This window comes from Rhodococcus sp. 008, assembly GCF_001682295.1.
GTDB lineage: Bacteria > Actinomycetota > Actinomycetes > Mycobacteriales > Mycobacteriaceae > Rhodococcus_F > Rhodococcus_F qingshengii.
The window spans coordinates 4943078-4969488 of record NZ_CP012749.1; the positions used below are offsets into that span (position 1 = coordinate 4943078).

The 26411-nt window shown below is 61.2% G+C and carries 30 protein-coding genes; 21 read left to right on the top strand and 9 right to left on the bottom strand.

Features of this window, described 5'->3' with window-relative positions; genetic code table 11:
- Positions 1-6 precede the first annotated feature (6 nt).
- From AOT96_RS22995 to AOT96_RS23015, 5 genes are all read left to right on the top strand, one after another.
- Complete coding sequence (locus AOT96_RS22995) at positions 7-894, top strand: hypothetical protein (protein ID WP_003942742.1); 888 nt, start codon at positions 7-9, stop codon at positions 892-894.
- 89 nt (positions 895-983) lie between these two features.
- Positions 984-1325 (top strand): 50S ribosomal protein L19, encoded by a 342-nt coding sequence (gene rplS / locus AOT96_RS23000; protein ID WP_003942791.1) that lies wholly within the window; start codon positions 984-986, stop codon positions 1323-1325.
- 55 nt (positions 1326-1380) lie between these two features.
- Positions 1381-2184, top strand: a complete 804-nt coding sequence (gene lepB / locus AOT96_RS23005) for a signal peptidase I (protein WP_003942787.1) — start codon at positions 1381-1383, stop codon at positions 2182-2184.
- 50 nt (positions 2185-2234) lie between these two features.
- Positions 2235-2915: a ribonuclease HII gene (locus AOT96_RS23010; RefSeq protein ID WP_024487346.1), complete on the top strand. Its 681-nt coding sequence runs from the start codon at positions 2235-2237 to the stop codon at positions 2913-2915.
- A gap of 37 nt (positions 2916-2952) precedes the next feature.
- Positions 2953-3258 carry a DUF2469 domain-containing protein gene (locus tag AOT96_RS23015; protein ID WP_003942715.1) on the top strand — a complete coding sequence of 102 codons (306 nt, stop codon included), beginning with the start codon at positions 2953-2955 and terminating at the stop codon, positions 3256-3258.
- A gap of 84 nt (positions 3259-3342) precedes the next feature.
- On the opposite strand, the gene AOT96_RS23020 is transcribed toward AOT96_RS23015, so the two are convergent.
- The 3 genes from AOT96_RS23020 to AOT96_RS23030 all read right to left on the bottom strand — a co-directional run bounded on the left by AOT96_RS23020 (position 3343) and on the right by AOT96_RS23030 (position 5929).
- Positions 3343-4524, bottom strand: coding sequence for an RtcB family protein (locus tag AOT96_RS23020; RefSeq protein ID WP_065352377.1), 1182 nt, complete (start codon positions 4522-4524; stop codon positions 3343-3345).
- A 97-nt stretch (positions 4525-4621) separates the two neighbouring features.
- On the bottom strand, positions 4622-4840 hold the full coding sequence (locus tag AOT96_RS23025) for a hypothetical protein (protein WP_003942716.1): 219 nt from the start codon (positions 4838-4840) through the stop codon (positions 4622-4624).
- Between the two features lie 81 nt (positions 4841-4921).
- Positions 4922-5929, bottom strand: coding sequence for an iron-siderophore ABC transporter substrate-binding protein (locus tag AOT96_RS23030; RefSeq protein ID WP_231917290.1), 1008 nt, complete (start codon positions 5927-5929; stop codon positions 4922-4924).
- A gap of 144 nt (positions 5930-6073) precedes the next feature.
- Between AOT96_RS23030 and AOT96_RS23035 the strand changes: the two genes are divergently transcribed.
- A complete protein-coding gene (locus AOT96_RS23035) occupies positions 6074-6880 on the top strand; it encodes a helix-turn-helix transcriptional regulator (RefSeq protein ID WP_007734863.1) in 807 nt (268 codons plus the stop codon).
- A 114-nt stretch (positions 6881-6994) separates the two neighbouring features.
- Here AOT96_RS23035 and AOT96_RS23040 read toward each other — a convergent pair whose 3' ends face one another.
- The gene (locus AOT96_RS23040; protein WP_007734864.1) at positions 6995-7729 is read right to left on the bottom strand and encodes a hypothetical protein; all 735 of its coding nucleotides are present in this window, start codon (positions 7727-7729) and stop codon (positions 6995-6997) included.
- Between the two features lie 262 nt (positions 7730-7991).
- Here AOT96_RS23040 and AOT96_RS23045 point away from each other — a divergent pair, with 262 nt between their 5' ends.
- The 5 genes from AOT96_RS23045 to AOT96_RS23065 all read left to right on the top strand — a co-directional run bounded on the left by AOT96_RS23045 (position 7992) and on the right by AOT96_RS23065 (position 12865).
- Positions 7992-8348 carry a YraN family protein gene (locus tag AOT96_RS23045; protein ID WP_039973464.1) on the top strand — a complete coding sequence of 119 codons (357 nt, stop codon included), beginning with the start codon at positions 7992-7994 and terminating at the stop codon, positions 8346-8348.
- On the top strand, positions 8348-9856 hold the full coding sequence (locus AOT96_RS23050; RefSeq protein ID WP_007734866.1) for a YifB family Mg chelatase-like AAA ATPase: 1509 nt from the start codon (positions 8348-8350) through the stop codon (positions 9854-9856). Before AOT96_RS23045 ends, AOT96_RS23050 begins: the two co-directional genes overlap by 1 nt.
- Complete coding sequence (gene dprA, locus AOT96_RS23055; protein ID WP_030535668.1) at positions 9853-10980, top strand: DNA-processing protein DprA; 1128 nt, start codon at positions 9853-9855, stop codon at positions 10978-10980. Before AOT96_RS23050 ends, dprA begins: the two co-directional genes overlap by 4 nt.
- A 461-nt stretch (positions 10981-11441) precedes the next feature.
- The gene (locus tag AOT96_RS23060) at positions 11442-11801 is read left to right on the top strand and encodes a histone-like nucleoid-structuring protein Lsr2 (protein ID WP_003942721.1); all 360 of its coding nucleotides are present in this window, start codon (positions 11442-11444) and stop codon (positions 11799-11801) included.
- 293 nt (positions 11802-12094) lie between these two features.
- Positions 12095-12865 carry a siderophore-interacting protein gene (locus AOT96_RS23065; RefSeq protein WP_065352378.1) on the top strand — a complete coding sequence of 257 codons (771 nt, stop codon included), beginning with the start codon at positions 12095-12097 and terminating at the stop codon, positions 12863-12865.
- Here the strand turns inward: AOT96_RS23065 and AOT96_RS23070 are convergent.
- Positions 12862-14034 carry a multidrug effflux MFS transporter gene (locus AOT96_RS23070; protein WP_007734871.1) on the bottom strand — a complete coding sequence of 391 codons (1173 nt, stop codon included), beginning with the start codon at positions 14032-14034 and terminating at the stop codon, positions 12862-12864. The two genes, AOT96_RS23065 and AOT96_RS23070, sit on opposite strands and share 4 nt — an antisense overlap.
- 84 nt (positions 14035-14118) lie before the next feature.
- On the opposite strand from AOT96_RS23070, the gene AOT96_RS23075 reads away from it, so the two are divergent.
- A complete protein-coding gene (locus AOT96_RS23075; protein ID WP_003942767.1) occupies positions 14119-15045 on the top strand; it encodes a tyrosine recombinase XerC in 927 nt (308 codons plus the stop codon).
- A gap of 123 nt (positions 15046-15168) precedes the next feature.
- Complete coding sequence (locus tag AOT96_RS23080; RefSeq protein WP_003942711.1) at positions 15169-16278, top strand: MinD/ParA family ATP-binding protein; 1110 nt, start codon at positions 15169-15171, stop codon at positions 16276-16278.
- Positions 16279-16303: 25 nt separating this feature from the next.
- Here AOT96_RS23080 and AOT96_RS23085 read toward each other — a convergent pair whose 3' ends face one another.
- Positions 16304-16804, bottom strand: a complete 501-nt coding sequence (locus AOT96_RS23085) for a M23 family metallopeptidase (RefSeq protein WP_065352379.1) — start codon at positions 16802-16804, stop codon at positions 16304-16306.
- 307 nt (positions 16805-17111) lie between these two features.
- Between AOT96_RS23085 and rpsB the strand changes: the two genes are divergently transcribed.
- From rpsB to AOT96_RS23115, 6 genes are all read left to right on the top strand, one after another.
- Entirely contained in the window at positions 17112-17969 is an 858-nt protein-coding gene (gene rpsB, locus AOT96_RS23090) for a 30S ribosomal protein S2 (RefSeq protein WP_065352380.1), read from the top strand.
- 134 nt (positions 17970-18103) lie between these two features.
- Positions 18104-18931, top strand: coding sequence for a translation elongation factor Ts (tsf, locus tag AOT96_RS23095; protein WP_007734877.1), 828 nt, complete (start codon positions 18104-18106; stop codon positions 18929-18931).
- 200 nt (positions 18932-19131) lie between these two features.
- Entirely contained in the window at positions 19132-19860 is a 729-nt protein-coding gene (gene pyrH, locus AOT96_RS23100) for a UMP kinase (RefSeq protein WP_003942722.1), read from the top strand.
- Between the two features lie 43 nt (positions 19861-19903).
- On the top strand, positions 19904-20461 hold the full coding sequence (frr, locus tag AOT96_RS23105) for a ribosome recycling factor (protein WP_003942777.1): 558 nt from the start codon (positions 19904-19906) through the stop codon (positions 20459-20461).
- Between the two features lie 48 nt (positions 20462-20509).
- Entirely contained in the window at positions 20510-21406 is an 897-nt protein-coding gene (locus AOT96_RS23110; protein WP_003942673.1) for a phosphatidate cytidylyltransferase, read from the top strand.
- A 6-nt stretch (positions 21407-21412) separates the two neighbouring features.
- Positions 21413-22141, top strand: a complete 729-nt coding sequence (locus AOT96_RS23115) for a class I SAM-dependent methyltransferase (protein WP_065352381.1) — start codon at positions 21413-21415, stop codon at positions 22139-22141.
- A gap of 78 nt (positions 22142-22219) precedes the next feature.
- On the opposite strand, the gene AOT96_RS23120 is transcribed toward AOT96_RS23115, so the two are convergent.
- Together AOT96_RS23120 and AOT96_RS23125 are read right to left on the bottom strand one after the other, a co-directional pair.
- Complete coding sequence (locus tag AOT96_RS23120; RefSeq protein ID WP_041814950.1) at positions 22220-23062, bottom strand: HpcH/HpaI aldolase/citrate lyase family protein; 843 nt, start codon at positions 23060-23062, stop codon at positions 22220-22222.
- Between the two features lie 95 nt (positions 23063-23157).
- Positions 23158-23568, bottom strand: a complete 411-nt coding sequence (locus AOT96_RS23125; RefSeq protein ID WP_073512295.1) for a LapA family protein — start codon at positions 23566-23568, stop codon at positions 23158-23160.
- 102 nt (positions 23569-23670) lie between these two features.
- On the opposite strand from AOT96_RS23125, the gene rlmN reads away from it, so the two are divergent.
- Positions 23671-24780, top strand: coding sequence for a 23S rRNA (adenine(2503)-C(2))-methyltransferase RlmN (gene rlmN / locus AOT96_RS23130; protein WP_003942816.1), 1110 nt, complete (start codon positions 23671-23673; stop codon positions 24778-24780).
- Positions 24781-24858: 78 nt separating this feature from the next.
- Here the strand turns inward: rlmN and AOT96_RS23135 are convergent, their stop codons facing one another.
- Positions 24859-25128, bottom strand: coding sequence for a DUF2631 domain-containing protein (locus AOT96_RS23135; protein ID WP_003942762.1), 270 nt, complete (start codon positions 25126-25128; stop codon positions 24859-24861).
- 120 nt (positions 25129-25248) lie between these two features.
- Between AOT96_RS23135 and dxr the strand changes: the two genes are divergently transcribed.
- Positions 25249-26406, top strand: a complete 1158-nt coding sequence (dxr, locus tag AOT96_RS23140) for a 1-deoxy-D-xylulose-5-phosphate reductoisomerase (RefSeq protein WP_064073702.1) — start codon at positions 25249-25251, stop codon at positions 26404-26406.
- The last annotated feature ends 5 nt before the right edge of the window (positions 26407-26411 follow it).

The following is a 26411-nucleotide window of genomic DNA, read 5'->3' on the forward strand; positions in this document are numbered from 1 at the left end:
ACAGTGATGCGGGAGTGGCTCGAGCGCGAGATCATCGCCCATGGCCGATTGCCGTTGCTGTTCTTCCTGCTCGGGTTCCTGTCCGCCTTCCTTTTCATCCGCCTCAGCGTCCGGATGATTCGCGCGCAAGTGAAATGGTGGCCGGGCAACATCGCGCCCGGAGGCCAGCATGTGCATCACGTCGTGTTCGGTGTGATCGCCATGATGATCTCCGGTGGTGCGTTGATCGCGGTCTACGTCGATGGTTCGCAGACCACCGGTGCCGTCCTGGCGGCGATCTTCGGTATGGGTGCTGCGTTGGTGCTCGACGAGTTCGCACTGATCTTCTATCTGAAGGATGTGTACTGGTCCGAACAAGGTCGGACCTCGGTGGATGCGGTCTTCGTCGCGATCGCCGTGACCGGCCTGGTGCTGCTGGGTTTCCGCCCGCTCGAACTTCTCGACGTCGCCGGATTCCGTGAAGAACGCGATCCGTGGATCAAGTTGGTCTTCGTTTTCGTCGCGTTGATCAACTTCGCCTTGGCAGCCATCGTGATTCTCAAGGGGAAGATCTGGACGGGGCTCGTCGGTCTGTTCGTTTTCCCGTTGCTGGTAATCGGAGCGGTCCGCCTGAGCCGGCCGGGTGCACCGTGGGCTCGCTGGCGGTACACGCGCAAGCCGAAACGGATGAACCGCGCGCTCGAACGCGAACGGAAATGGCGTCGGCCCGTCATCCGGGCCAAGATCTACGTCCAGGATCTGATAGCCGGATCGCCGAGCGTCGAACATGCGATGACCGCGGCCGAGCAGGAACTGGACCACACCATCCACGCAGCTCCGCCGCCACCGATTTCCCCGCTGGTATCCGCGTCTGGCACAATGGACGGGTTGCCTGGACCAGGCAGCAGCACTTGATCTGGGCACGAACCAGACGAGCGCCGTTTCGGGAGACCGAAACGCGTGCCGCTCGGTTCCTCTGCTCCTGCGAAATACAAGGATGACATATGAACACCCTGGACTTCCTGGACAAAAAGTCGCTCCGCGACGACATCCCCGAGTTCCGTCCCGGCGACACGCTCAACGTGAACGTCAAGGTTATCGAAGGCTCCAAGGAGCGCGTGCAGGTCTTCAAGGGCGTCGTTATTCGTCGCCAGGGCGGCGGCGTTCGCGAGACCTTCACCGTCCGTAAGGTCTCCTTCGGCGTCGGCGTCGAGCGCACCTTCCCGGTTCACAGCCCCACGCTGGCCTCCATCGAGGTTCTGACCCGCGGTGACGTCCGTCGCGCCAAGCTGTACTACCTCCGTGAGCTTCGTGGCAAGAAGGCGAAGATCAAGGAAAAGCGCTGATCTTTCCGATGAGCCCGGCACCGCGTACGCGCGGTGTCGGGCTAATCTGGTTTCTGTGGCAGATTCTTCGAAGGAGCAGGCATTGTCGTCCGGACCCGAGAATCACGAGGGATCAAGCGGTTCCGCGGAACCGACCTCACATCGGCCGCAGAAGAAACAGCGATCGTTTCTGCGAGAACTCCCTGTTCTGATCGGCGTAGCGCTGGTACTCAGCATCGTCCTTCAGGCATTTGTCTTCAGAGTTTTTCTCATCCCATCCGAGTCGATGGAACCGACACTGCACGGCTGTGCGGGATGTACCGGTGACCGCATCGTGGTGGAGAAGATCGGATACCGCTTCGGCGATCCGGAACCCGGCGACGTCGTCGTCTTCAAGGGACCCGATTCGTGGAACACGAAATATGTGTCCAATCGGTCCGACAACGTTGTCGTCCGCGGCATTCAAGAGGTCGGTTCGTGGGTCGGCCTCGTTCCGCCGGACGAGAACGACTTGGTCAAGCGAGTGATCGCTACCGGCGGCCAGACCGTCGAATGCTGTGACGATCAGGGCCGAGTCCTGGTCGACGGCAAGCCGCTCGACGAGCCGTACATCAAGATGGATTTCCCGTTCACCCCGGGAACACAGACGTGTGACACCGAACTGAAGTCGGGCCGCTGCTTCGGGCCGATCACCGTTCCCGAGGGCCACGTGTGGGTCATGGGTGACAACCGCAGCAATTCCGCCGACTCGCGCTACCACGTCGACGACGAGTTCCAGGGAACCGTCCCGATCGACAACATCATCGGTCAAGCGCGATTCATCGTCCTTCCCCCGTCGCGAATGGGCGGCATCGATGCGCCTGATATTCAGGGCAACTGAGTTGTCGGACCGCACACATGGATTCGCGTAGTTCCGAGTAGGCAGAGACAGTGAGTAGTTGGCCCCCTCGCGTTGTCATTCGCAGATCGGCAGGTCTGCGGACGATGGAGTCTGCGTTGGCGCGAACCGGACTCGGTCCGGTGGCCGGCGTCGACGAAGCCGGGCGCGGAGCGTGCGCTGGTCCACTTGTCATTGCAGCATGTGTCCTGGCGCCGAAACCGCAAGCAGCCCTCGCGCGGCTCGACGATTCGAAGAAGCTGACCGAACGTGCGCGCGAGGAGCTTTTCCCGGCGATCAAGCGCTTGGCTTTGGCGTGGAGTGTCATCTCTGTTCCCGCTGCGGAAGTCGATCAGATCGGCATCCACGTCGCCAACATCGAGGGGATGCGGCGAGCAGTTGCGGGCCTCGATCTCGAACCGGGCTACGTTCTCACCGACGGATTTCGGGTTCCGGGTCTGACGGCTCCGTCGCTACCAGTTATCGGCGGTGACGGCGCCGCTGCATGCATCGCCGCGGCGAGCGTTCTCGCGAAGGTGACCCGAGATCGTGTGATGACCGAGATGGACGACACTCATCCGGGATACGGCTTCGCGATTCACAAGGGATACAGCACGCCACTGCACATGGACGCACTCGACGAGCTGGGGCCGTGCCCCGAGCACCGCATGACCTATGCCAACGTGGTGGCTGCGGGAGTCCGGTTGGAACAACGCGCGGGCCGTACGGGATGATGGACGTTCAGACGAAATGGGAGGACTGGCTAAACCGATGAGTGCCGAGGATCTCGAGAAGTACGAAACCGAGATGGAGCTGTCGCTCTACCGTGAATACCGGGACATCGTCGGACAGTTCTCCTACGTCGTGGAGACCGAACGACGTTTCTACCTGGCCAACACGGTCGAGTTGCTGCCCCACAATTCAGACGGGGAGATCTACTTCGAACTGCGGATGTCCGACGCGTGGGTGTGGGACATGTACCGCCCGGCGCGATTCGTGAAATACGTACGCGTCGTGACCTTCAAGGACGTCAACATCGAAGAGCTGGACAAGCCGGATCTGCGCCTTCCTGACTGATCTGCGCTTGCCGGACTGATCTCGACAACGAAGTGCCCCGCCGATATCGGCGGGGCACTTCGTATTTCGCGGAGTTGTGCGGGGTCAGTTGCCCTTGACGTTCACAATCTGACGCAGCGTGTGTCGAATCTCGACCAAGTCCTTCGCGTCGTCCATCACGACGTCGATGTCCTTGTACGCACCCGGGATCTCGTCGAGGAACGCCGAGGAACGCTTGTATTCTATGCCGACCATTGCCTTGTCGAGATCTTCGATGGTGAAGGTCTTGCGTGCCTGGTTACGTCCGTACACCCGACCCGCGCCGTGGGGGCTGGACTTGAACGACGGTACGTTTCCCTTCCCGACGACGACGTAACTCGCCGTCCCCATCGAACCGGGGATGAGCCCGGGCGTGCCCTCGTCTGCCTTGATCGCACCCTTACGACTCAGCCACACACCCCTGCCCATGTGGAACTCCTTCTGGGTGAAGTTGTGGTGGCAGTTGATCCGCTCGACTTCGTCGATGATCGCCGGCTTGCCGTCTCCCATGAAATGCGCGAAGTCCTTCACGACGCGGTCCATCATCTCTTCGCGGTTGAGCAGAGCGAAGTGCTGAGCCCAGTTGAGATCGGTTATGTACGAGTCGAATTCGGGTGTCTTCTCGACCAGGTAGGCAAGATCCGGATCGGGAAGGTTGATGTACCACCGCTCGCACAAGTCCTTGGCGATCTTGATGTGATGCTGCGCGAGCTTGTTTCCGATACCGCGGCTTCCCGAGTGCAGGAACAGCCAGACGCCGTCGCTTTCATCGAGTGTCACCTCGATGAAGTGGTTACCAGAGCCCAGCGTTCCGAGCTGAAACCTCCAGTTGTTCTTGAACTTGTCGTAGAAGGCCAGGCGATCGCCCGCCATCGTCTCGAGTTCTGCGATGCGGATTTGCGCCGTGTCGCTCAGCGTCTTGTTGTAGACACCTGCCGAGAGCGGGACGGAGTGTTCGATGCTGTGGCGAAGTACGCTCAGGTCGCGCCCTTGAAGGTCGCGTGCGTTGAACTGGGTTTTGACCGCGATCATTCCGCAGCCGATATCGACTCCGACGGCGGCGGGCATGATTGCGCCTTCCGTCGGAATGACCGAACCCACCGTCGCTCCCGCACCGAGGTGCGCATCCGGCATAAGCGCCAGATGTGGACGGACAAAAGGCATCTGGGACGAACGCAGCGCTTGCTCGCGAGTGTTCTCGTCGAGTATCGATGCCCAGTTCCACAGCCTCTTGGTGATCTTCTCCATCAGATTTCTCCCACATAGTTCACAGCCGAACCGATCGGTCCGGTGTGTCGTGCAGGAATGACCATGCGCTCGGTCAGTGGTTGTGTGCAACCCCTTTTCAGGTTCGCAGGCCGTCTGCGAGTTCGTAGATTCGTCCGACGTACTTCTCCTGGAAGGCTTTTCGGGCAGCATCTGCTTGTTGCCGTGCGCCCATCTGGGAGTAGAGGTACTCGAGATGAACCAAACTCTCGCCGATGTCGACGCGTCGCTGGTCGAGAACCGTCAGCTCGTCGACCAGTCGAGCCAGATCTAACGCGGTGTCCGGTACCTCGTCCATGGTGATCCTCGATGTCCGTGAGTGCTTCCTGACCCCGAGGCTAACACTCTTCGAACATATTTTCGATACCTGCCCTGTTGTTTACTTCGACAACGTGGCTGTCAGTTGGTCGATGGCATACGGAATGCTCAGGACGGTATTCCCGGACATCGCCGCGCCGACGGGTGGATCTGCGGTGTACCGCACGACTATCGCATTTCCGCTCTTCACAGCGGGTAGCCGCTGGTAGAGAGTGTTGCCGGCGAGGGCCTTCTCTCCCTCCGGATCGGCCATCACGATCAAACGATCAACGGGTTCGAGGATGTCGTATCGCTCGTTCGGCAGCCAGTCACCGAACTGGTCGCCGACGAATGCGTCGACCGTCGCAGGGAGGGTGAACCCGAGTGACGAGAGGAAAATGCCGCGTGGGTCGTGCGACGAGAACACGTATCCCTCGGGAGTGTCGAGGTTGACGATCGTTGCGGTTTGCCCGGCAAACTCCGGGTGTGCAGCGCGAGCGGCGGCAAACGCGTTTTCGGTATCCGTGATCAGTTGCTGAGCTTGTGGTCCTTTGCCGAGGGCGCGCCCGGCGGTGAGCGTCATGTCGGTCCACGGCGTTGTGTATGCGTCGTATTCCTTGCTCTGTGCGACAGTCGGCGCAATCGAGGTCAGCTTCTTGTAGGTTTCCGTGTCGATGTCGGCGTACAGCGCGAGGATCAGATCTGGTGCGAGGGAGGCGATTTGCTCGAAGTTGAAGTCTCCGCCGCTGTTGATGTAGGTCGGAGTTTTCCCCTTCCAGTAATTCTTCGTCCACGGCCAGCTTTCATCCATGCCGGACCCCCACCATTCGGCCATGCCTACGGGTTCGACTCCCAAGGCGAGCAGTGGTTCGTGATCGGTGTATCCGAGTGTCACTACCCGCTGCGGTTCGGCATCGATTGTCGTCGAACCCTGTGCGTGCTCGATCGTCACGGGGAATGCGTCGTTGCTCTGGGTCGCTGATGCGGTGTCGACGCCTTGCGAGGTTCCACAGGCGGTCGAGAACCCGATGATCGCGGCCGTCGTGAATAAGGCGGCGAGGATTCGGGTGCTATGTGAGGGCACGTGCATGCTCCTTCGAAGTGGTGGGCGAAGTGATCTGAGGTCCGCGTGAAGTGCTGAGCTGGTCGCGTCAGCAATAAAGTGAGGCTAACCTTTGCAGGATCGTCGGTCCATCCTTCAGGATGGACTCGGATACGCCCAGAAAGACGCAAAATGTCCACTATCGAGTACTCGACTCGCCCAAAGTCCTTGCTAGCGCTGCCCGATAGTCGCGGACGGACATTCAAAGATTTTCAGGTCTACACCAACGTCGTCGAGGGCGTGACCGCGTACGGGGCTCACCGCCACCCGGAGCATCAGATCGCCTGGATGAGTGAAGGGACGATGCAGATTGCTGCCGGGGGCAACGTGTGGCACCTGCACAGCGAGCACTTGGTCTGGTTGCCGGGCACCGTTCTCCACGACATGACGCTTCTGTCGGCGGGATGCATGATCGCGGCCTATGCGCGTCCGGATCTACGCCCTGGCGGGCCCAGGTGGACTCAGCCACTGGTTCTCGAAGTCGATGCTCTGTCCGCTCAATTGCTGCGCCATCTCGCAGATCGGACCATCGACGATGCTCGGCGGTTGATGAGTCAGGAGTTGCTCTACGACATTCTTGCTGCCGCGCCCGAACGGCATGACGTCCTCGCGGTTCCTCGCAATGCTGCGGCGAGTTCGGTTTCTGCCCGCATCCTTGCCGATCCGGCAGACTCGCGAACATTAGGGGAGTGGGCGGGTGAACTCGGGGTCAGTTCCAAGACTTTGATGCGTGCCTTTGTCGCCGATACCGGGATTACCTTCGGACAGTGGAGGACTCGCGCCCGAATGTATGCGTCGCTCGAGATGCTCGCGCGGGGTGAGGGTGTCAACGACGTTGCCCCGCAGGTGGGTTACCGAACCAGTAGCGGGTTCATCGCCGCATTTCGGGAAACCTTCGGTACGACGCCGGCCCGGTACGGCGGAAAGCTGACGCGGTGATTTGCTGATGATTTCTTGAACTCGGTTGACGGCAAAGCTTTGTTCGGCAACGTAGAAATGGGCCGAGCTACCAGCATGTGCTGGTGGCTCGGCCCATTTCTAATTCGAACTGAGTCAGCTCATGTTGCCGAGCACATTGCCCAGGACACCGCTGATGACATTGGTCATCGACCCCTGCGGATCGGTGAGGGAACCGAATACCTGGCCCGATCCGGAGTTGAGTGAGCCGAAGCCCATGTCCTCGAGGCTTCCGGCGCCCGCCTCGACGGGGTTCGGCTGCCGGATGGTGACGCACACGCCCATCGGATTGATGTTCCAGTCGCCCGCCGCCAGCACAATGTTGGTGCCGGCGCCGCTGTCGAGCTGAGAGCCGACAACTGCGTTATCGGGAACCTTGTAGGTGGTCTCCAATGCGATGATGCCGCCACCAGCAGTGGTCCATCCGCCGCCCTTTGCCACCACGGAGTTGTTGCCGACGACGACGGTCTTGGTGACGTCGTCCCACTTCTGGTCGCCGATAAGCCATTTGACGTTCAGGCGAGCCTTGACCAGCTGGAATCCTGCCGGGTGGAAATCGCGGATCTGATTGACGAGTGCTCCCGAACCGGAAACCTTTGTCAGGTAGGTGACCGTCTGTCCCGGGGCGACCTTGCCGTCGCCGACAACCTCCTTGCTGACGGTGTACGGCGTCCCGAGGGAACCGGCCCAACTGTCGGTGACCGACTGGTTGAGCGCGCATGCCGGTGCTGCTTGCGCCACCGAGGCTCCAAGTCCAACAGTGACGCCGGCGGCGATGAGAACGAGGGATGTAGTGGTTGCTACTGCGTGGCGAAGTGAGCGGCGGGCCATGTAGAACTCCATTCAGCGGGGTGCGTGACGGTTTGAGCAAAACTGTAACTAGTTCTACTGGACTTTCGTCCAAGATGTGGCTGATTTCAGAAAATTGTCAGGTTTCGGGTCGCCGTTGGTGTGTCGCGCTGCCGAATTCCACAGGTTCCGAGTTGTGAACAGGTTGTTTTCGGATGGCTTGGTTTTGTGGTGGTGGGTTGAGGGTGGTGGTTGGGACGCGTTTCGTATGGGCGGGCGCGGGGTGTGAGTGGTGGGGGCTGCGATGGCGAGGAATATGGCGTTGGGGGCTCGGGGCGAGGATGTGGCTGTCGAGTTCCTGATTGATGCGGGTTTGGAGATTGTCGAACGCAATTGGCGTTGTCGGTACGGCGAGTTGGATGTTGTTGCGACGTCCGGTGATCGAATTGTGTTCGTGGAGGTGAAGACTCGCTCGGGTGCCGGGTACGGGAGTCCGGCGGAGTCGGTGACGTTCGCGAAGCAGCGTCGGATTCGGGTGTTGGCGATGCACTGGCTCACTGATTCGGGCCGGTCGTGGTCGAGGGTCCGTTTCGATGTGGTGGCGGTGTTGATCGGCCGGGACGGCGTGCCTTCGGTCGAGCATTTTGTGGATGCGTTCTGATGGCGTTGGGGCGGGCGCATTCTGTTGCGGTCAGTGGTGTGGACGGGCAGATAGTGGAGATCGAGGCGGATATCGGGCGCGGGTTGCCTGCGGTGCATTTGGTGGGGCTGCCTGATACGGCGTTGCACGAGTCGCGTGATCGGATTCGAGCGGCGGTGACCAATTCTGGTGAGGAGTGGCCGGACAGCAAGGTGATTTTGGCGTTGTCGCCGGCGACGTTGCCGAAGGTGGGCAGTGTTTACGATTTGGCTTTGTCGTTGTCAGTTCTCGATGCGGCGAAGAAGTTGCCGCGGAAGTTGTTGCGGGAGACTGTGTTTTTGGGGGAGTTGGCGCTCGACGGTCGTTTGCGGACGGTGCGTGGTGTGTTGCCTGCGGTGCTTGCGGCGAAGCGGGCGGGGTGGGGGACTGTGGTGGTTCCGGCTCGGGCGTTGGCTGAGGCGGGCTTGGTGAAGGGGATCGAGGTGCTGGGCGCTGACGATCTGTCCGCGGTGATCGGGTGGTTGCGTGGGGAGTTGGCGCTTGCTGTTCCTGATGTTTTCGAGCGTGCTGGTGTGGTGGCGGTGCGGGATTTGAGTGAGGTTGTCGGGCAGACGGATGCTCGGTGGGCGATCGAGGTTGCTGCGGCGGGTGCGCATCATTTGATGTTGACGGGTCCGCCGGGGATCGGGAAAACGATGTTGGCGCAGAGGCTTCCGGGGATTCTTCCGCCGTTGACGGAGGGGGAGTCGTTGGAGGTGACGGCGATTCATTCGGTGGCGGGGGTGTTGCCGGAGGATCGGCCGTTGATCGATATGCCGCCTTTCATTGCGCCGCATCACAGTTCGTCGGTCAGTTCGCTGGTGGGTGGTGGTAGTGGGATGGCTCGTCCTGGTGCGGTCAGCCGCGCCCATCGCGGCGTGCTGTTTCTCGACGAATGTGCCGAGATCGGGGTGAAGGTGCTCGAAGCGCTACGCACACCACTCGAAGACGGGGAAGTGCGAATCGCCCGGCGGGACGGAGTTGCTCGGTACCCGGCGCGGTTCCAGCTGATCCTGGCCGCGAATCCGTGCCCATGCGCGCCGCCGCGAGACGCGGACTGCGTCTGCGCACCCGCGGCGCGTCGCCGTTACCTGGGGAAATTGTCTGGCCCGTTGTTGGACCGAGTCGACATCAGGGTCCGGATGCAGGCGGTAGCAACCGGAGCGCTGATCGACGAAGTGGGGGAAAGCACCAGCGATGTTCGTGCGCGCGTGGCGGCGGCTCGGGACACTGCAGCCCAGCGGTGGAGTGAGTACGGGTGGCGGACCAACGCGGAGGTACCAGGGCCGGCGTTGAGACAGAAGTTCAGACTCTCGCGTGCAGCGCTGGCGCCGGTGGAACGGGCGCTGCGTAAAGGTGTCATCACTGCTCGTGGGGCGGACCGAGCGTTGCGGGTTGCCTGGAGTGTCGCCGATCTGGCAGGTGAAGCGATGCCCGGACCAGACCAAGTTGTCACCGCACTCGACTTTCGAGACAGGGGATTCCAATGACTGCACACGATCCACGACTACTCGCTTGGGCATATCTGTCCCGCGTCGTGCAGGGCCCTAGCGCATATATGTCCATGTTGATCGGCGAGCTCGGGGTCGAAGAAACTGCGAGGGCGGTTCGCAACGGCGATCTGCCACCCGCGATCGAGGAGAAGACGCGAGCCCGCGCTCACATCGACACAGCCCAACGAGACCTCGACCTGATGGAGGCGATGGGTGGCAGACTCGTAACACCGAACTGCGCCGATTGGCCGGCGTGGCGAATGCTTTCCTTTGACGGACTCGATCCCTCCGGGGGTGAGACGGCGCCATTTGTGTTGTGGGTGTTGGGGTCCAGGGATTTGGTTGATCTGACCGAGAGATCGGTTGGAATTGTGGGCACGCGGGCATCGACTGCGTACGGCGAACACGTGACGGCAGAGATTGCCGGTGACCTCGCTGTCGACGGATGGACCGTGATTTCCGGGGCGGCCTTCGGTATCGACGGGGCCGCGCACCGCGCTGCATTGGGCGTAGGTGGAAACACACTGGCTGTCTTGGCCTGTGGCGTGGATCGAGCGTATCCGTCAGGGCATGCGCGACTACTCAAACAGATAGCGAGTTCGGGTGCAGTGATAAGTGAATATCCGCCGGGCACAACACCTGCAAAGTTCCGGTTTCTGGCAAGGAATCGACTGGTAGCTGCGTTGTCGGACGGAGTAGTGGTGGTCGAGGCGGGTTGGCGCAGTGGTGCACGCAATACCGCCAATTGGGCTCGGAAGTTAGGCCGTCCCGTGATGGCGGTGCCCGGACCGGTTACCTCGGCATCGTCGACCGGATGCCACCGGATGATCCGAGAAGGTGAAGCGCAACTCGTGTCCAATGCCGTGGATGTAGTCGAAGCGTCAGGCCCATTTGGTGTCGGGGATTCCGCGGAGGATGCGGCCGCGACGCGTGACATCGACGCATTGCGAGGCAATTCTCGATTGGTATACGAAGCATTGCCGGGAACGGGGTCTCGCAGTACGCGTGAGTTGTCCGAGGAATCGGGATTGCTCATAGCTCAGGTTCGTGCCACTCTTCCTCTGCTCGAACTGGAGGGATTTGCAAGTTCTGATTCCAGTGGTTGGTTTCGGACGCGGTAGTACGTGAACTACTTCTGCGCCCGTCAGACCATGCGTGGCGATGCTCACTAATCGTTTGCGAAGACCGTGAATCGTCAATACCCGCAGCGCATCGGAAATGGCACGTCAGGGCTATTTTTCACGAATTTGCTCGACTGTGTGCAATGTAATTCTCGATGCGTTTCGCCGACCCGACCTGCAAGTTCGACGGGTCTCAGGAAAGCCTCAGGTCAATGTGCATGGAAGTCCGATTAGTCTGGATCACGATGACGGCGGGCATTGATTGACACCCGGCATCCGAGGGATGAACGTGCAGAATTTTCAGGGTCGTGTTCGGTCGAGGCAATGCCGCTAACCCGCTGCTAATTCGGACCATTGAGTCTGTTCGGAAACGGTGAAGGCTTTCGAACTTCTTTTGTTCATCAACGCTCTATCTGTGTATTGTGAAGGAGAATTGAATCGATCATTGAAAGAGGAGTGCAATGGCTGAGAAGCTGATTCGGCAACTCATCGACGACCTTGATGGTAAGCCGATTGACGATGGATTCGGTGATCGAATTGAGTTCTCTTACCAGGGAACGGATTACGTGATCGATCTGCGCGCCACCAATGCAGAGAAGTTCGACGCTGCGGTGAAGCCGTTCGTCGAGGCTGCTGCGAAGGTGAGCGGGAAGCGCGGCAAGAAGGCTCAGGCTGCATCTCCGCAGGCCACATCAGGTTCCGGACGCTCCAAGGAGACGCTCCAGGCCATCCGTGACTGGGCAGGTAAGAACGGTTACGAAGTTGCTCCGCGTGGGCGTATCAAAGCGGAAATCATCGACGCTTTCGACGCTGCACACTAGATTGAATTAAATACACCTCTGGCTCTCGGCGAACTCGCCGGGAGCCAGAGGTGTATTTTACTGTTGCTTTGCCGAGTTCTCGGACAGCTTTGTCCGACAGGTCGTCCGTGTGAAGCAGATCAAATAATTCGTCTAAACAGCACCGAATTTACCCAGCAGATTGGTCGGTTTCTTTCGCTCTGTACAAAGGTCGACAGAGCGCTGTGTGGAGTCGCCGGCGAGGTATTTCGCCCTCGTGCTGCAATTGTCGTGTACATTAGTTAGGTAACACTAACTTTCGGAAGGATCTTTCTGTGGCCAAGCCGACAACTGCATTGACGGTTCTGCGGACCGAACAATTGACCCCCCATATGGTACGAGTGTTTCTCGGGGGACCAGGCTTCGAGTCGTTCACTCCCAGCGAATACAGCGATTCCTATGTAAAGATCGAATTCGGCACTCCTGATCAGCCGACACTGCGCACCTACACGATTCGTTCGTACGATCTTGATGCCAAAGAGATTGCAATCGATTTTGTCGTCCACGGCGACATGGGTGTCGCAGGTCCGTGGGCCGCGTCAGTTCAGCCGGGCGCTGAGATTACTCTGCGGGGACCTGGTGGCGCGTTTTTGCCGTCACCAACCGCTGATTGGTATCTCTTCGTCGGAGACGAGACCGCAATACCCGCTATTTCCGCGTCGATAGCGCGATTGGCGCCGAATGCGGTCGGCTACGCCGTTGTCGAGGTCGGGGGACCGGAAGACGAAATCGCGCTCGATGCCCCAGAAGGTATTGCCGTGACCTGGCTACATCGCGGGGCATCGTCCGATGCGGTCGGCGAAGAATTAGCGGGCGACAACGCTCCGGTTGTCGCCGCGGTCAAGGCACTCGAATGGTTGCCGGGCGAACCGCACGTGTTCATTCACGGTGAAGCACAAGCCGTCATGCACAACCTCCGACCGTACATTCGCAAGGAACGAAAGGTCCCGGCGTCGGCTGCTTCTATTTCCGGCTATTGGCGTCGTGGTCGCACCGAAGAGGGCTTCCGGGTCTGGAAGTCCGAACTCGCCGCGGCCGAAAACTAACTCGCGGCGGCCGTGCCGCGAGTCAGCAACACGAGCGCAACGGCCGCGAGAACTCCGAAGGTGGGAATTGCAATTGCCATCGGAACTGCCGTGTCTTCTCCCGCAATTCCCACCAACGGCGAAACCAGCGCCGCCAAGCCGAACTGGCCCGCTCCCATCAGCGCTGAACCGGTCCCGGCCGCGTTGGTGACCTCTCCTTGGGCGAGAGCGGTCGCATTGCCCATGATGAACCCGATGCTCGAAATTGCCACGAACAGTGGGACCAAGATCAACCAGGTATTCGTGGAACTGAAAACCACGCTGGTGCAGAACAATACGGCGCCGCCCATGAGGAGTAGGCACACCCCGAAACGCAGCAGCGTGCGTGCTCCGACGCGACCGAGCAGGCGAGTGGTGATCATCGCTGCCGTGACCATTCCGGTGGCGTTCACTGCGAACGCGATCGAGAATTGTGACGGACTCAGCCCGAGAACGTTCTGAACGACGAACGGTGACGCGGAGATGTACGCGAACAAGGCGCCGAATCCGAAGACGAATGCGAGCGCATATCCGAGGTAGTGCCGATTGCGGACCACGTATCGCAGATTCGAGATCAGGGCCTTCAATCCGCCGCCGTGGCGTCGCTCGGGCGGAAGTGTCTCGGGAACGAGCAAAACGACACCAGCCACCATCACGGCGCCCGCGACAGCCAGGACCCAGAAGATTCCGCGCCATCCGACGGGGCCGAGAAGTGCGCCGCCGATCAGTGGCGCGACGACGGGAGCGATACCGCCGATGATCATCATGATGCTGAAGAGCTTCGCTGCGTCGTCGCCGCGCGCTCGGTCGGCAATACAAGCGCGGGCAAGAACGATGGCAGCGCCTCCACTCAAGCCCTGGACGAGTCGTGCACCGATGAGAAACTCGATGTTCGGCGCCACCGCGCATGCCGCGCCGCTCAGTGCCGTGATGATTGTCGCGGCCAGCAGTATTCGTCGCCTGCCAAGTCCGTCGGAGATCGGACCGATGATCAGCTGGCCGATTCCGAGGCCTGCCATGAAGGTGGTCAGCGTGAGCTGAACGCTGGCCGCAGTAGTGTCGAGTGCATCCGCCATCAACGGTAGGCCGGGCAGGTACATGTCGATGGACAGTGGAGCGATTGCGGAAATCAGTGCCAGTACGCACAACATCTTCAGAGGAATTGCTCGATTCACCGATCAACCCTATCGGCGAGGGAGCTTGCAGTTTCAATCGCGGCGAGCGAGCGTGTGTTCATGACTGACGCATTGCCGGCGAGCTTGAGCGTTCACCTCGATGCGTATGCCGAGCACCTCCGACTGAGCCGAGGCCGGTCGGAACACACGATCCGCGCCTACGTCGGTGACGCGCGGGCATTGCTGACCCATTTCTCCGCGGGTTCGGAGAATGCAGATCTCGACCGCCTCGACCTAAGTGTCATGCGTTCGTGGTTGGCCGCCCAGAATGCCGTAGGAACAGCCCGTACGACGGTAGCTCGACGGGCTTCTTCGGCGCGTGGGTTCACTGCGTGGCTCGCGCAGACCGGACGCATTTCCGTCGACCCGGGCACACGTCTGGCGGCTCCACCAGCTCGCCGGACGCTGCCGACGGTGCTGCGTCAGAGCCAGGCCCTCGACGCAATGGATGCGGCGGAAAGCGGTGCGCAGCAACAAGAGCCGCTCGCCCTGCGAGACCGACTCATCGTGGAATTGTTGTACTCCACCGGAATTCGCGTCGGCGAGTTGTGTGGACTGGACGTCGAGTCGGTCGATGCCGATCGACGATTGCTTCGTGTTCTCGGCAAGGGGAACAAGGAGCGGTCGGTGCCATACGGCCTGCCCGCAGAATCGGCACTGAACGGCTGGCTGGAGCACGGACGACCCGCGCTGTGTTCGGATCGGTCCGGGCGAGCGTTGCTCCTCGGAGTTCGAGGCGGCCGGCTCGATCAGCGTCAGGCGCGTTCGGTGGTCCACGAAACCATGGCTGCAATTCCAGGGGCTCCCGACATGGGTCCGCACGGGCTTCGGCACTCGGCTGCGACACATTTGCTGGAGGGTGGTGCGGACCTTCGTGTGGTCCAAGAACTCCTCGGTCATGCGAGTTTGGCGACCACTCAGCTGTACACGCACGTGTCGGTCGAACGGCTTCGATCCGTCCACGATCAGGCCCATCCGCGCGCCTGATTTGTGGAGCGACGCGAGTTCTCGGCTGGTATTTGGTAGCGTCGCAGCTCAGAAGAGTGAACAATCGGCAAAGTTCGATCGTCGTGTCAAGACACTCGATTACATGCGATATCCGGGGGATTCGTGAACCGCCAAGATGTGAAGCACCTGCCGAACAGCGGCCAACCAGCCTGGCTGTCCGAATCGCCGCAACCGGCTCCCGAGCCGGCGCCGACGCCGGAGCCTGTGGCGCGACTGCAAGAGGTCTGGTCCACGCCACCGCCACCGTCGAGCCAGCAACAGGTGACAAACCAGGATCTGGTTGCCGAAGCTTTACTGAAACGCCCGAAACGGACGCCGCGTGGCGGCTGGCGAAGAGGATTGCATCGTGCGACCGGAGGTGTGGTCAATCTGGGGGATTCGACCAACGAACAGCGCAACCGTGCACTGGCCGCCCGAATCGAGCAGCCGATCCGCAACGACTACCGAGTCGCTCTGCTCTCGCTCAAAGGGGGAGTGGGCAAGACGACGGTCACGGTCGGACTCGGTGCGACGTTTGCTTCGCTGCGTGGTGACTGCGTCGTGGCGGTTGACGCCAATCCCGATTTCGGGACCTTGGCACAACGTGTTCCGCTGCAGACCAATTCGACAGTGCGCGATCTGATTGCTGCTAGACCGGACATAAAGAGCTATTCGGACGTTCGAGTGCACACATCCCAGTCGTCGAGTCGTCTCGAGGTGCTGGCGAGTGAGCAGGATCCGGCGATTTCGGAGGCATTCAGCGAGGCCGACTATCGCCAGGTCATCGACATCTTGCAGGTCTACTACAACATCATCCTCACTGATTGCGGTACCGGGATCATGCACTCGGCGATGAACGGCGTTCTCGATCTTGCCAATTCGTTGGTTCTGGTCAGTTCGCCGGCAATCGACGGAGCGCGCAGTGCAGCGGCAACGCTCGACTGGCTTCAGTTGCACGGATACGGCCATCTGGTCGAGCGGACCGTCGTCGTCATCAGCGCCGCCAGACCAGGGTCGAGCGTGATCGACATGGACGCGTTGGTGGACTATTTCATGCGTCGATGCCGCGCCGTCGAGGTCATTCCTTTCGACGAGCATCTCGCGGAGGGGTCGGTGATGGACCTCGAATTGATGCGACCGGCCACCAGACGAGCGTTCATGGAACTGGCAGCGATGGTGGCCGACGACTTCGCGGACGCTGTGGGTCGGCACGCCGTTTCCGAGTGGCACTGATTCTGCGACCGATTTCTGCGACCGATCAGCCTCCTTTCAATGGCTTGAGCCTGAGCGGTTGCGACCGAACCAGTCCGAGTGGATCGAGATACTCGCGTCCTCTGCGCAATCCCCAGTGCAAACATGCTTCGACAGCGCACCCTTCGTGCCCGGTTTCGAGGGTTCCGATCACGGACCTGGCTGCGACGCGTTCACCTGTGCGAACGACTGCGGTGACGGGTTCGTAGGTCGTGCGTAGGCCGCCGGGATGATCTATCGACACCGTCGGCTTTCCGGCGACCACTCCCGCGAACACCACGATGCCGTCGCCGGCCGCGAGGACGGATTGGCCGGCGCTGCCGCCGAGATCGACCCCGCGATGACCCGGCAGCCAGTTCTCGGCCGGTTTGTCGAAAGCGCGTTCCACGTGCGGCCGAGGAGCGAGCGGCCAGTCGAATCGCGTGTCTGCTGACGCCGTGCCTACGGCGACACAGCAGGAGATCACGGCAAATACCACGCCTCGTCGAGCTCCGCGCAAGATCGTCATTCCTTGATCTTGCGTGGAGTAGCGCACGCTTCAATGCAGATCAGACGGGTAATCCACAAGGTAGCCGCCGATCCACAACCGCCGGTTCGGTCTGTTGCTTCCGGGGTGGTTATGGCATCGGGGGACGAGGACGTACACTTGTCGAGCGGTCTGTGCTCGCACAGTCCGACTTCGCGCGCCCGCGCACGTTTTCCGGCCTCGGCTGGTCCTGGTTCTCACGAAACAGGTCCGACGGCCGTGCGGGTGCCAGGGCAGGGATCACCCGATCGCCTGCATCAACCGGATTGAAAGTTTGAGGTACACAGCCATGGCTGTCGTAACCATGAAGCAGATGCTCGATAGTGGAACCCACTTCGGACATCAGACCCGTCGCTGGAACCCGAAGATGAAGCGATTCATCTTGACCGACCGCAACGGCATCTACATCATCGACCTCCAGCAGACGCTGACGTACATCGACAAGGCGTACGAGTTCGTCAAGGAGACCGTTGCCCACGGCGGCACCGTTCTCTTCGTCGGTACCAAGAAGCAGGCGCAGGAGTCCATCGCTTCCGAAGCTACTCGCGTCGGAATGCCCTACGTCAACCAGCGTTGGCTCGGCGGCATGCTCACCAACTTCACCACCGTTCACAAGCGTCTGCTTCGCCTCAAGGAGCTCGAGGCAATGGAGCAGACCGGTGGATTCGAAGGTCGCACCAAGAAGGAAATCCTCATGCTCACGCGTGAGATGACCAAGCTGGATCGCACCCTCGGTGGTATCCGCGACATGGCCAAGGTTCCTTCCGCGGTGTGGATCGTCGACACCAACAAGGAGCACCTGGCAGTTGCCGAGGCTCGCAAGCTGAACATCCCGGTCATCGCGATCCTGGACACCAACTGCGACCCCGACCTCGTCGACTACCCGATCCCGGGCAACGACGACGCCATCCGTTCCGCAGCACTGCTGACCAAGGTTGTCGCTTCCGCGGTTGCCGAAGGTGTGCAGGCACGTGCAGGACTGAGCGCCGACAAGGACGCGAAGCCCGAAGCCGGCGCAGGCGAGCCCCTCGCCGAGTGGGAGCAGGAACTGCTCTCGCAGGCAGCTCCGGCCGCAGAGGCTGAGGCAGTTCCGGCTGCAGAGGCTGAGGCAGCCCCCGCCGCAGAGGCACCGGCCACCGAGGCCTGATTCGTTGAAACCGGCCCTGACCAAGAGTTCTTTTGGTCAGGGCCGTTTCACCGTTAGGCCCGAGCACCACCGTCAGGCCGTGCTTCACCGTTAGTCCTAGGTCCGAAACAGACACATGAGGAGGCTCGCTAATCATGGCGAACTACACCGCCGCTGACGTCAAGCGGCTCCGTGAGCTCACCGGCTCCGGAATGATGGCATGTAAGAACGCACTCGCAGATGCAGACGGCGATTTCGACAAGGCCGTCGAGCAGCTGCGCATCAAGGGCGCGAAGGATGTCGGAAAGCGCGCAGAGCGCACCACCGCTGAGGGTCTCGTCGTCGCCAAGGACGGCGTCATGATCGAGATCAACTGCGAGACCGACTTCGTCGCCAAGAACGACGAGTTCATCAAGCTGGCCGACGAGATCGTGACCGTCGCTGCTGCTGGTAAGCCTGCTGACCTCGACGCTCTCAAGGCGCTCGAGCTCGACGGCAAGACCATCGACACCGTCATTGCGGAGCAGTCCGCGAAGATCGGTGAGAAGCTCGAACTGAGCCGCGTCGCTTCCTTCGACGGCCCCGTTGCCGTTTACCTGCACAAGCGCAGCTCCGACTTGCCGCCCGCTGTCGGCGTTCTCGTCGAGTACACCGGTGAAGGCGATGCTGCTGCTGAGGCCGCTCGCGGCGCTGCAATGCAGGTCGCAGCACTCAAGGCGAAGTACGTCACGCGTGACGAGGTTCCCGAGGAGATCGTCGCTTCCGAGCGTCACATCGCCGAAGAGACCGCCCGCGCAGAAGGCAAGCCCGAGCAGGCACTGCCGAAGATCATCGAAGGCCGCGTCAACGGTTACTTCAAGGACGTCGTTCTGACCGAGCAGTCTTCGGTCACGGACTCCAAGAAGACCGTCAAGGCGATCCTCGACGAGGCAGGCGTGACCATCAAGCGCTTCGTGCGTTTCGAGGTCGGCGCCTCCGCTTAATTCGGAGCCCGCACACATGGACCCCGCCTGAAGAGCATTTGCTCTACCGGCGGGGTCTACGTGTACCTGGGGCCTCCGATGAGGCAGGATGAGAGTGCCTCGGGACGAGTCCCGGGGGCTTTCCTATGCCGCGGTGTCCGATTCGGCGGCAGAAGAAGAATGAAGGACCTACAAGGTCTTGTATCGAACTGAGGAGAACAATGTCCGAACCAGCCAACGAACGTCCAGGATTCAAGCGGGTCCTGCTCAAACTCGGCGGCGAAATGTTCGGAGGCGGCAAAGTCGGTCTCGATCCCGACGTGGTCACCAAGGTGGCTGAGCAGATCGCAGAGGTCGTTCGATCGGGCGTACAGGTTGCAGTGGTCATCGGCGGCGGAAACTTCTTCCGCGGGGCGGAACTGCAGCAGCGTGGCCTCGATCGCGCGCGCTCCGACTACATGGGCATGCTAGGCACCGTCATGAACTGCCTCGCTCTGCAGGATTTCCTGGAGAAGGCGGGCGTCGATTCTCGCGTGCAGACGGCCATCACCATGGGCCAGGTCGCCGAGCCGTACCTCCCCCTTCGCGCACGCAGGCACCTCGAGAAGGGGCGCGTAGTCATCTTCGGTGCCGGGATGGGTATGCCCTACTTCTCGACTGACACCACTGCTGCGCAGCGCGCGCTGGAGATCGGTGCCGAGGTAGTGCTGATGGCCAAGGCTGTCGACGGCGTCTACTCGGCCGACCCGCGTCTCGACCCGGACGCGACGATGTACGAACAGATCACGCACCGTGAGGTCATCGAACGTGAGCTCAAGGTCGCGGACGCGACGGCATTCAGCCTGTGCATGGACAACTCGATGCCGATGATGGTGTTCAACCTCCTCACCGAAGGAAACATCGCTCGCGCGGTGTCCGGTGAGAAGATCGGCACCCTGATCAAGTCGTGAGTGACACCCAAAAAATGATGCAGAACAACATGGAGGAACAGCCGTGATCGATGAAGCGCTCTTCGAGGCAGAAGAGAAGATGGAAAAGGCTGTCACGGTAGCCAAGGACGATCTCGGCTCGGTTCGCACCGGACGCGCGAACCCCGGTATGTTCTCGCGCATCGTGATCGACTACTACGGTTCGATCACGCCGATCACGCAGCTCGCGAGCATCAACGTCCCCGAGGCCCGCATGGTCATCGTCAAGCCGTACGAGGCTTCGCAGCTCAACGCGATCGAGACGGCGATCCGCAACTCGGATCTCGGTGTGAACCCGTCCAACGACGGCAGCATCATCCGCATTTCGGTTCCGCAGCTCACGGAAGAGCGTCGACGTGAACTGGTGAAGCAGGCCAAGTCCAAGGGCGAGGATTCCAAGGTCACGCTGCGCAACATCCGCCGCAAGGCGATGGACGAACTCGGCCGGATCCAGAAGGACGGTGAAGCCGGCGAGGACGAGGTCGGTCGCGCAGAGAAAGAACTCGACAAGACCACGGCGAAGTACGTGCACACGGTCGAGGAACTCGTCAAGCACAAGGAAGCAGAGTTGATGGAGGTATAGCCTCCTCATTTGCAGTGTTTGTCGTCGGGAGTAGATCAGGGAGTTTGGGTGCACGCACAAGAGGGAACCGCCGGTGGTCCCGTCACGGACGGGCCTACGGGCGGCGCTGAGGGCGCGCAACCGCCGAAGTCGAAGGCGGGCAGGAACCTACCTGCCGCCATCGGCGTCGGAGCTGGTCTCGGCGCCTTGGTCATCGGCACTTTGATCTTCCTGCCCCCGGGATGGATCGCTGTCGTCGCGATCGCGATGTTCATCGCGACGTGGGAGGTCACCACGCGGCTTCGTGAAGCCGACATCGAGGTGCCGCGAATTCCGCTTCTCGTCGGCGGGCAAGCCACGATCTGGCTCGGCTGGCCGTGGGGACCGGTCGGGGTGCTCAGCGGATTCACCGCGACCGTCCTGGTATGCATGGTGTGGCGGTTGTTCGACCACGGGCTCAAGGCGACCCCGAAGAACTTCCTGCGAGACACCTCCATCACGGTGTTCGTTCTGGCGTGGATCCCGCTGTTGGCGTCATTCGGTGCGTTGATGGTGCTCGAAGACGACGGCCCCGGTCGCGTCTTCGTCCTGATGATCGGTGTCGTGTGCTCCGACATCGGCGGCTACGCGGCTGGAGTGCTGTTCGGGAAGCATCCGATGGTGCCCGCTGTGAGCCCGAAGAAGTCCTGGGAGGGATTCGTCGGCTCCCTCATTTTCTGCGTCATCGGCAGTTTGCTTTCGGTGACGTTGATCCTCGACGCGAATTCGATGATCGGCGTCCTGCTCGGTGTCGTCCTGGTGGTAGTCGCGACGGTCGGCGACCTGATCGAATCGCAGATCAAGCGTGAACTCGGCATCAAGGACATGGGAACCTTGCTTCCCGGCCACGGCGGAATTATGGACCGCCTGGATTCACTCCTGCCGTCGGCATTTGTCACCTGGCTGATTCTGTACGCACTCGTCTGATTTCTCGTGCGTGATTTCTTCTCAGGCCGTTCCAAGCCGATCCCCAGTCCGAACATCTGGCATTGGCCGGACGTGTACGAGATCGAGAACCGTGCGCAGGACGTCGACGGTTCCATCTGGGCCGCGATGGGAGCCCAGGTCGACTGGTCTGGACGCGATGTCGTCGATGTCGGCTGTGGGGCAGGGTTCCATCTACCGGAGTTCGCTCGTACTGCCCGTCGTGTTGTCGGAGTGGAGCCGCATGCACCGCTGGTGAAGGCCGCGCGGGAACGAACCCGCGATTCGGCGTCGATCGACGTAGTCCAGGGTTCAGCAGAGTCCACGGGTCTGGTGGATGCTTCAGTCGATCTCGTTCATGCCCGTACGGCGTACTTCTTCGGAAAAGGCTGCGGCCCGGGAATTCGTGAGGCCATGCGCATCCTGAGGCCCGGGGGAGTCTTGCTGATCGTGGATCTCGATGTGAGCGCCGGCCCGTACGGGGAGTGGATGAGGGCGGATCTGCCCAAATACGATCCCGCGGCGGTCGAAGCGTTCTTCGAGGCTCAAGGATTCTCGCTCACGCGCGTCGAGACCCGGTGGGAGTTCGAGAATCGAGACGATATGTGGCGGGTACTCGGAATCGAGTTCACCGAGAAGACTGCCGAGCGTGCGTTCTCGCAAGTAACGGGATTGGGCTTCACGGTGCGATACCGGATCCATGTTCGGTCCAAACCACGATCACTCGAACTTGCGTGAAGGCGGGCTCAAAAGACGAACGTCAGGCGCTCCGACTTGAGCGCCTGACGTTTTCTGCACCGATTCAGTAGTAAAAAATCAGTGATCGGTGGGGATGTGGAACAGGGTGGCGAGCTTGTGAATCTTCTTCGCCTTGGCGAGCTTGGGCAAGTCGCTGCCGTCGCGCACGCGTGAGCCATCTTCGCCGAGATCGTCGATGACATTCTGAGCCCAGATCGCGTCGGCTACAGAGGGACTCAGTCCTGCGTTGACGGGGGCAGTCTGCGCGGTGGTCATGCAGAGTTTGCCGGCCATGCCGAGTGACAAGGTGATCGCACAGTCTCGGGCGAGCAGATCCAGATCGGGGCCGAGCGTGGGACCGTCGATCGGCGGAGCGATGCGTGCCGCGCGGCTGGCGATGGTGAGCCGCGAACGCGGGTACGACATCGACGTGGGGGAGTCGTCCATCCCAGTGTCGCGCCGGAAGTCGCCGCTGCCGAATGCGAGACGGAAGATGCCGTCAGTGCGTGCGATCTCGGGGGCAGCCTCGAGTCCTACCGCGGATTCGACGAGGGCAAGAATCTTGGTGCCGTCGGGAAGTCGCTCGGCCGTGGCGTCGGCCTGCTGACCGCTTTCGGTCTTTGCGAGCATGACACCCTCGAGTCCGGGGAGGCCCGCGAGTGCGGCCAGATCCTCTTCCCAGAACGGTGTCGTGGCGTCGTTGATCCGAACCCAGGCGTGATTGTGTTCGCTCAGGAATGCGGCGACATCGCGGCGGGCCGCCGGTTTGTTGGGTGCGGTGACGGCATCCTCGAGGTCGAGAATGACGGCGTCGGCCGCACTCGCGAGTGCGGCGTCGAAGGTGTCCGGTTTGGACGCGGGGACGAGGAGCCAGGATCTTGCCTGCTGCGGGGCAATTCGCGAGGTCACAGGTCTCTCCATGTGAGTAGTCACATCAGGGCCTTTCCGGTGATTTCCACGACATCAATGATGCCTGCTGGCCCATCGATCGACCCAATTGCGTAACTAGATTTCAGTCACATCTGCCGCTTCGCTGCGCGCCGGATCTGAATGATGCGAACGCCGCCTGCCAACGCCATGATCAATGCGCCCGCGATGGCGGAAAGCAGGATCGTGATTCCGAGCGGAAAGTCGATCTGCCAGGCGAGGATCTTGACGGAGACGCTCTCTAGGTTCTGCAGGATGAACACCAGCAGTAAGATCAACACGATTGCACCTATGACCAGGCCAACCCAGGTCGTGGCGGCTCTGGTTCGGTCGGTGACCGACGTTCCGGTCGGCACCGGTTCAGGCGTCGGTGTCGGTTCCGGATCGTGTTTTTCCACTGCCTTGTTCTCGTCCACCTTCGGAAGTTCCGGATCGGGGCCGAAACCGTCGGCTGGGCCGTACACGGGGGAATTCGACGGATCCTCTGGTGTGGTTGACATGACATGATCATCACTCAACCTGCGCGAAGTTGCACGGGTAATCCGGCCACAATCGGGTGGCAGTGGGGTAGCACCCCAAAACAATGGGACAATGGTGTAACTATGGCTGCCTCTCTTCCCCTCGTTTTCACTGCACCCAAGCGCGGAATGCCTCCACGGCACCTCGCCGATCTCGATTCCGCCGAGCGCAAAGAAGCGGTGAAAGAGCTCGGCCTTCCGGCTTTCCGGGCCGATCAGCTGGCGCGTCAGTACTACGCGCGGCTGGAAGCCGATCCGGAGAAGATGACCGATCTCCCCGCATCGGTGCGCGAGAAGGTGGGGGAGTCGCTGTTCCCGACCTTGTTGACCCCGATCAAGCACCTCGCGTGCGATTCGGGCGACACTCGCAAGACCCTGTGGAAGGCACATGACGGAACGCTGCTCGAAAGCGTCTTGATGCGCTATCCCGACCGGGCAACACTTTGCATCTCGAGTCAGGCAGGCTGCGGAATGGCCTGCCCGTTCTGTGCGACGGGTCAGGGCGGCCTCGACCGCAACCTCTCGACCGCCGAGATCGTCGATCAGGTTCGCGAGGCAGCGGCTGCCATGCGCGACGGTGAAGTTGCCGGCGGCCCCGGACGCCTCTCGAACGTCGTGTTCATGGGTATGGGCGAGCCTTTGGCGAACTACAAGCGCGTGGTGGCAGCGGTACGACGGATCACCTCGCCTGCACCCGACGGCCTCGGCCTGTCTCAGCGGTCCGTCACGGTCTCGACCGTCGGCCTAGCTCCCGCTATCCGCAAGCTCGCTGACGAAGGCCTGAGCGTCACGCTGGCGGTATCGCTGCACACACCGGACGACGAACTGCGCGACACTCTTGTCCCGGTCAACAATCGCTGGTCAGTGTCGGAGGTACTTCAGGCTGCCCGGTACTACGCAGACAAGACCGGTCGCCGTGTGTCCATCGAGTACGCGATGATCAAGAACGTCAACGATCAGCCGTGGCGCGCGGACATGCTGGGCAAGAAGCTGAAGAAAGCACTCGGCGGGTTGGTGCACGTCAACCTGATTCCGCTCAACCCGACTCCGGGCAGCGAGTGGGACGCGAGCCCCAAGGACGTCGAGCGTGAGTTCGTGCGTCGGGTCATCGCCCAGGGCGTCTCGTGCACGGTGCGCGATACGCGCGGTCAGGAAATCGCCGCAGCCTGTGGCCAGCTGGCAGCCGAGAACTGAAACGTTTCAGGCCTGAAACACGTAAAGAGAAGGCCTCCACGAACTTTCGTTCGTGGAGGCCTTCTCTTTGTCAGGTTTCTAGCGCGGGCGGCGACGGATGACGATGTCGCGGACCAGAATGAAGATCATCAATCCGGCGGTGCCGATGAGCCACAGATCCTCGACCTTGCCGTGATGGTTTCCGATCATCATCAGAAGCAGGAATATTGCGAAGAACCATCCGAGGAAACGGAAAAACTTGAGTCCTTCACCACTCCACCCCCATGCGGCAGAGGGAACCTCGGCCTCATCGACGTGCGAGACCACGACGGGGGCGCTGGACTTGACGTCCAACTGGGTATCGGCCACGGTCGATCCTCCTGCTCATTCGGTTGCACTACTGCCCAATATGGTGACATACGACTGCCTGTCGTACGTAGTTGGGCGTCGATAAGGTTGTTCTCAGGTGTTATCAGGAACAATGGGCGAGTGCAGGAAACCACACGTACCCGCGTCCTCCTCCTCGGCAGTACCGGTTCGATCGGTACCCAAGCGCTGGAGGTCATCGCTGCCAACCCCGACCGTTTCGAAGTAGTCGGTCTTGCAGCGGGCGGCAACAACGTCGAGTTGTTGGCCGAACAGATTCGTGCAACCGGCGTCACGGACGTCGCCGTCGCCGATCCTGCAGCGGCATCGGCGCTGGAATCGGTAACCGCCCGTTCGGGACCGAGCGCCGTGACGGAACTGGTTCGGGACAGCGGTGCCGATGTTGTCCTCAATGCGCTCGTCGGTTCTTTGGGACTCGAACCGACACTGGCGGCTTTGAACTCGGGAGCGCGCCTGGCGCTGGCGAACAAGGAATCGCTTGTCGCCGGCGGAGCGCTGGTGACGAAAGCCGCCGCCCCCGGTCAGATCGTGCCGGTCGACTCGGAGCATTCGGCGCTTGCCCAGTGCCTACGTGGTGGAACAGGCGACGAGGTGGCCCGGTTGGTTCTCACCGCTTCGGGTGGGCCGTTCCGTGGCTGGAGCGCCGAGGAGCTCGAAAGTGTGAATCCGGCTCAGGCAAAAGCGCACCCCACCTGGTCGATGGGCCCCATGAACACCCTCAACTCGGCAACTCTGGTCAACAAGGGCCTCGAGTTGATCGAGACGAACCTGCTGTTCGGGATCGACTACGACCGCATCGACGTCACCGTGCATCCGCAATCGATCGTGCACTCCATGGTGACCTTCTTCGACGGATCGACGCTGGCACAGGCGAGTCCACCGGACATGAAGCTCCCGATCGCTCTCGCTCTCGGCTGGCCGGACCGCATCGAAGGTGCGGCGTCGGCATGCGACTTCACCACCGCCTCCACCTGGGAATTCGAGCCGCTCGATTCGTCGGTGTTCCCAGCCGTCGATCTGGCGCGAAGCGCAGGAAAATCCGGAGGTTGCTTCACCGCGATCTACAACGCGGCCAACGAAGTGGCGGCTCAGGCATTCCTCGACGGTGTCATTTCCTTCCCGGCGATCGTCCGCACGGTGGCTGCTGTTCTCGACGATGCAGGTCAATGGTCCGCAGAACCGGTTACCGTGGACGACGTTCTGGCCGCAGACGGCTGGGCACGCACACGAGCGCGTCAGCTCGTGAAGCAGGAGGGCTAGAGCTT

What these genes read in the sequence shown, in the direction of transcription:
- AOT96_RS23030 (WP_231917290.1), bottom strand. Translation starts at nt 5,929, where the DNA reads ATGCACGTGCCCTCACATAGCACCCGAATCCTCGCCGCCTTATTCACG.
- AOT96_RS23060 (WP_003942721.1), top strand. Translation starts at nt 11,442, where the DNA reads ATGGCTGAGAAGCTGATTCGGCAACTCATCGACGACCTTGATGGTAAG.
- AOT96_RS23050 (WP_007734866.1), top strand. Translation starts at nt 8,348, where the DNA reads ATGGCGTTGGGGCGGGCGCATTCTGTTGCGGTCAGTGGTGTGGACGGG.
- AOT96_RS22995 (WP_003942742.1), top strand. Translation starts at nt 7, where the DNA reads ATGCGGGAGTGGCTCGAGCGCGAGATCATCGCCCATGGCCGATTGCCG.
- dprA (WP_030535668.1), top strand. Translation starts at nt 9,853, where the DNA reads ATGACTGCACACGATCCACGACTACTCGCTTGGGCATATCTGTCCCGC.
- AOT96_RS23040 (WP_007734864.1), bottom strand. Translation starts at nt 7,729, where the DNA reads ATGGCCCGCCGCTCACTTCGCCACGCAGTAGCAACCACTACATCCCTC.
- AOT96_RS23125 (WP_073512295.1), bottom strand. Translation starts at nt 23,568, where the DNA reads ATGTCAACCACACCAGAGGATCCGTCGAATTCCCCCGTGTACGGCCCA.
- AOT96_RS23045 (WP_039973464.1), top strand. Translation starts at nt 7,992, where the DNA reads ATGGCGAGGAATATGGCGTTGGGGGCTCGGGGCGAGGATGTGGCTGTC.
- pyrH (WP_003942722.1), top strand. Translation starts at nt 19,132, where the DNA reads ATGTCCGAACCAGCCAACGAACGTCCAGGATTCAAGCGGGTCCTGCTC.
- AOT96_RS23035 (WP_007734863.1), top strand. Translation starts at nt 6,074, where the DNA reads ATGTCCACTATCGAGTACTCGACTCGCCCAAAGTCCTTGCTAGCGCTG.
- rpsB (WP_065352380.1), top strand. Translation starts at nt 17,112, where the DNA reads ATGGCTGTCGTAACCATGAAGCAGATGCTCGATAGTGGAACCCACTTC.
- AOT96_RS23025 (WP_003942716.1), bottom strand. Translation starts at nt 4,840, where the DNA reads ATGGACGAGGTACCGGACACCGCGTTAGATCTGGCTCGACTGGTCGAC.
- AOT96_RS23120 (WP_041814950.1), bottom strand. Translation starts at nt 23,062, where the DNA reads ATGGAGAGACCTGTGACCTCGCGAATTGCCCCGCAGCAGGCAAGATCC.
- AOT96_RS23020 (WP_065352377.1), bottom strand. Translation starts at nt 4,524, where the DNA reads ATGGAGAAGATCACCAAGAGGCTGTGGAACTGGGCATCGATACTCGAC.
- AOT96_RS23085 (WP_065352379.1), bottom strand. Translation starts at nt 16,804, where the DNA reads ATGACGATCTTGCGCGGAGCTCGACGAGGCGTGGTATTTGCCGTGATC.
- tsf (WP_007734877.1), top strand. Translation starts at nt 18,104, where the DNA reads ATGGCGAACTACACCGCCGCTGACGTCAAGCGGCTCCGTGAGCTCACC.
- AOT96_RS23070 (WP_007734871.1), bottom strand. Translation starts at nt 14,034, where the DNA reads ATGTTGTGCGTACTGGCACTGATTTCCGCAATCGCTCCACTGTCCATC.
- AOT96_RS23015 (WP_003942715.1), top strand. Translation starts at nt 2,953, where the DNA reads ATGAGTGCCGAGGATCTCGAGAAGTACGAAACCGAGATGGAGCTGTCG.
- rlmN (WP_003942816.1), top strand. Translation starts at nt 23,671, where the DNA reads ATGGCTGCCTCTCTTCCCCTCGTTTTCACTGCACCCAAGCGCGGAATG.
- AOT96_RS23075 (WP_003942767.1), top strand. Translation starts at nt 14,119, where the DNA reads ATGACTGACGCATTGCCGGCGAGCTTGAGCGTTCACCTCGATGCGTAT.
- rplS (WP_003942791.1), top strand. Translation starts at nt 984, where the DNA reads ATGAACACCCTGGACTTCCTGGACAAAAAGTCGCTCCGCGACGACATC.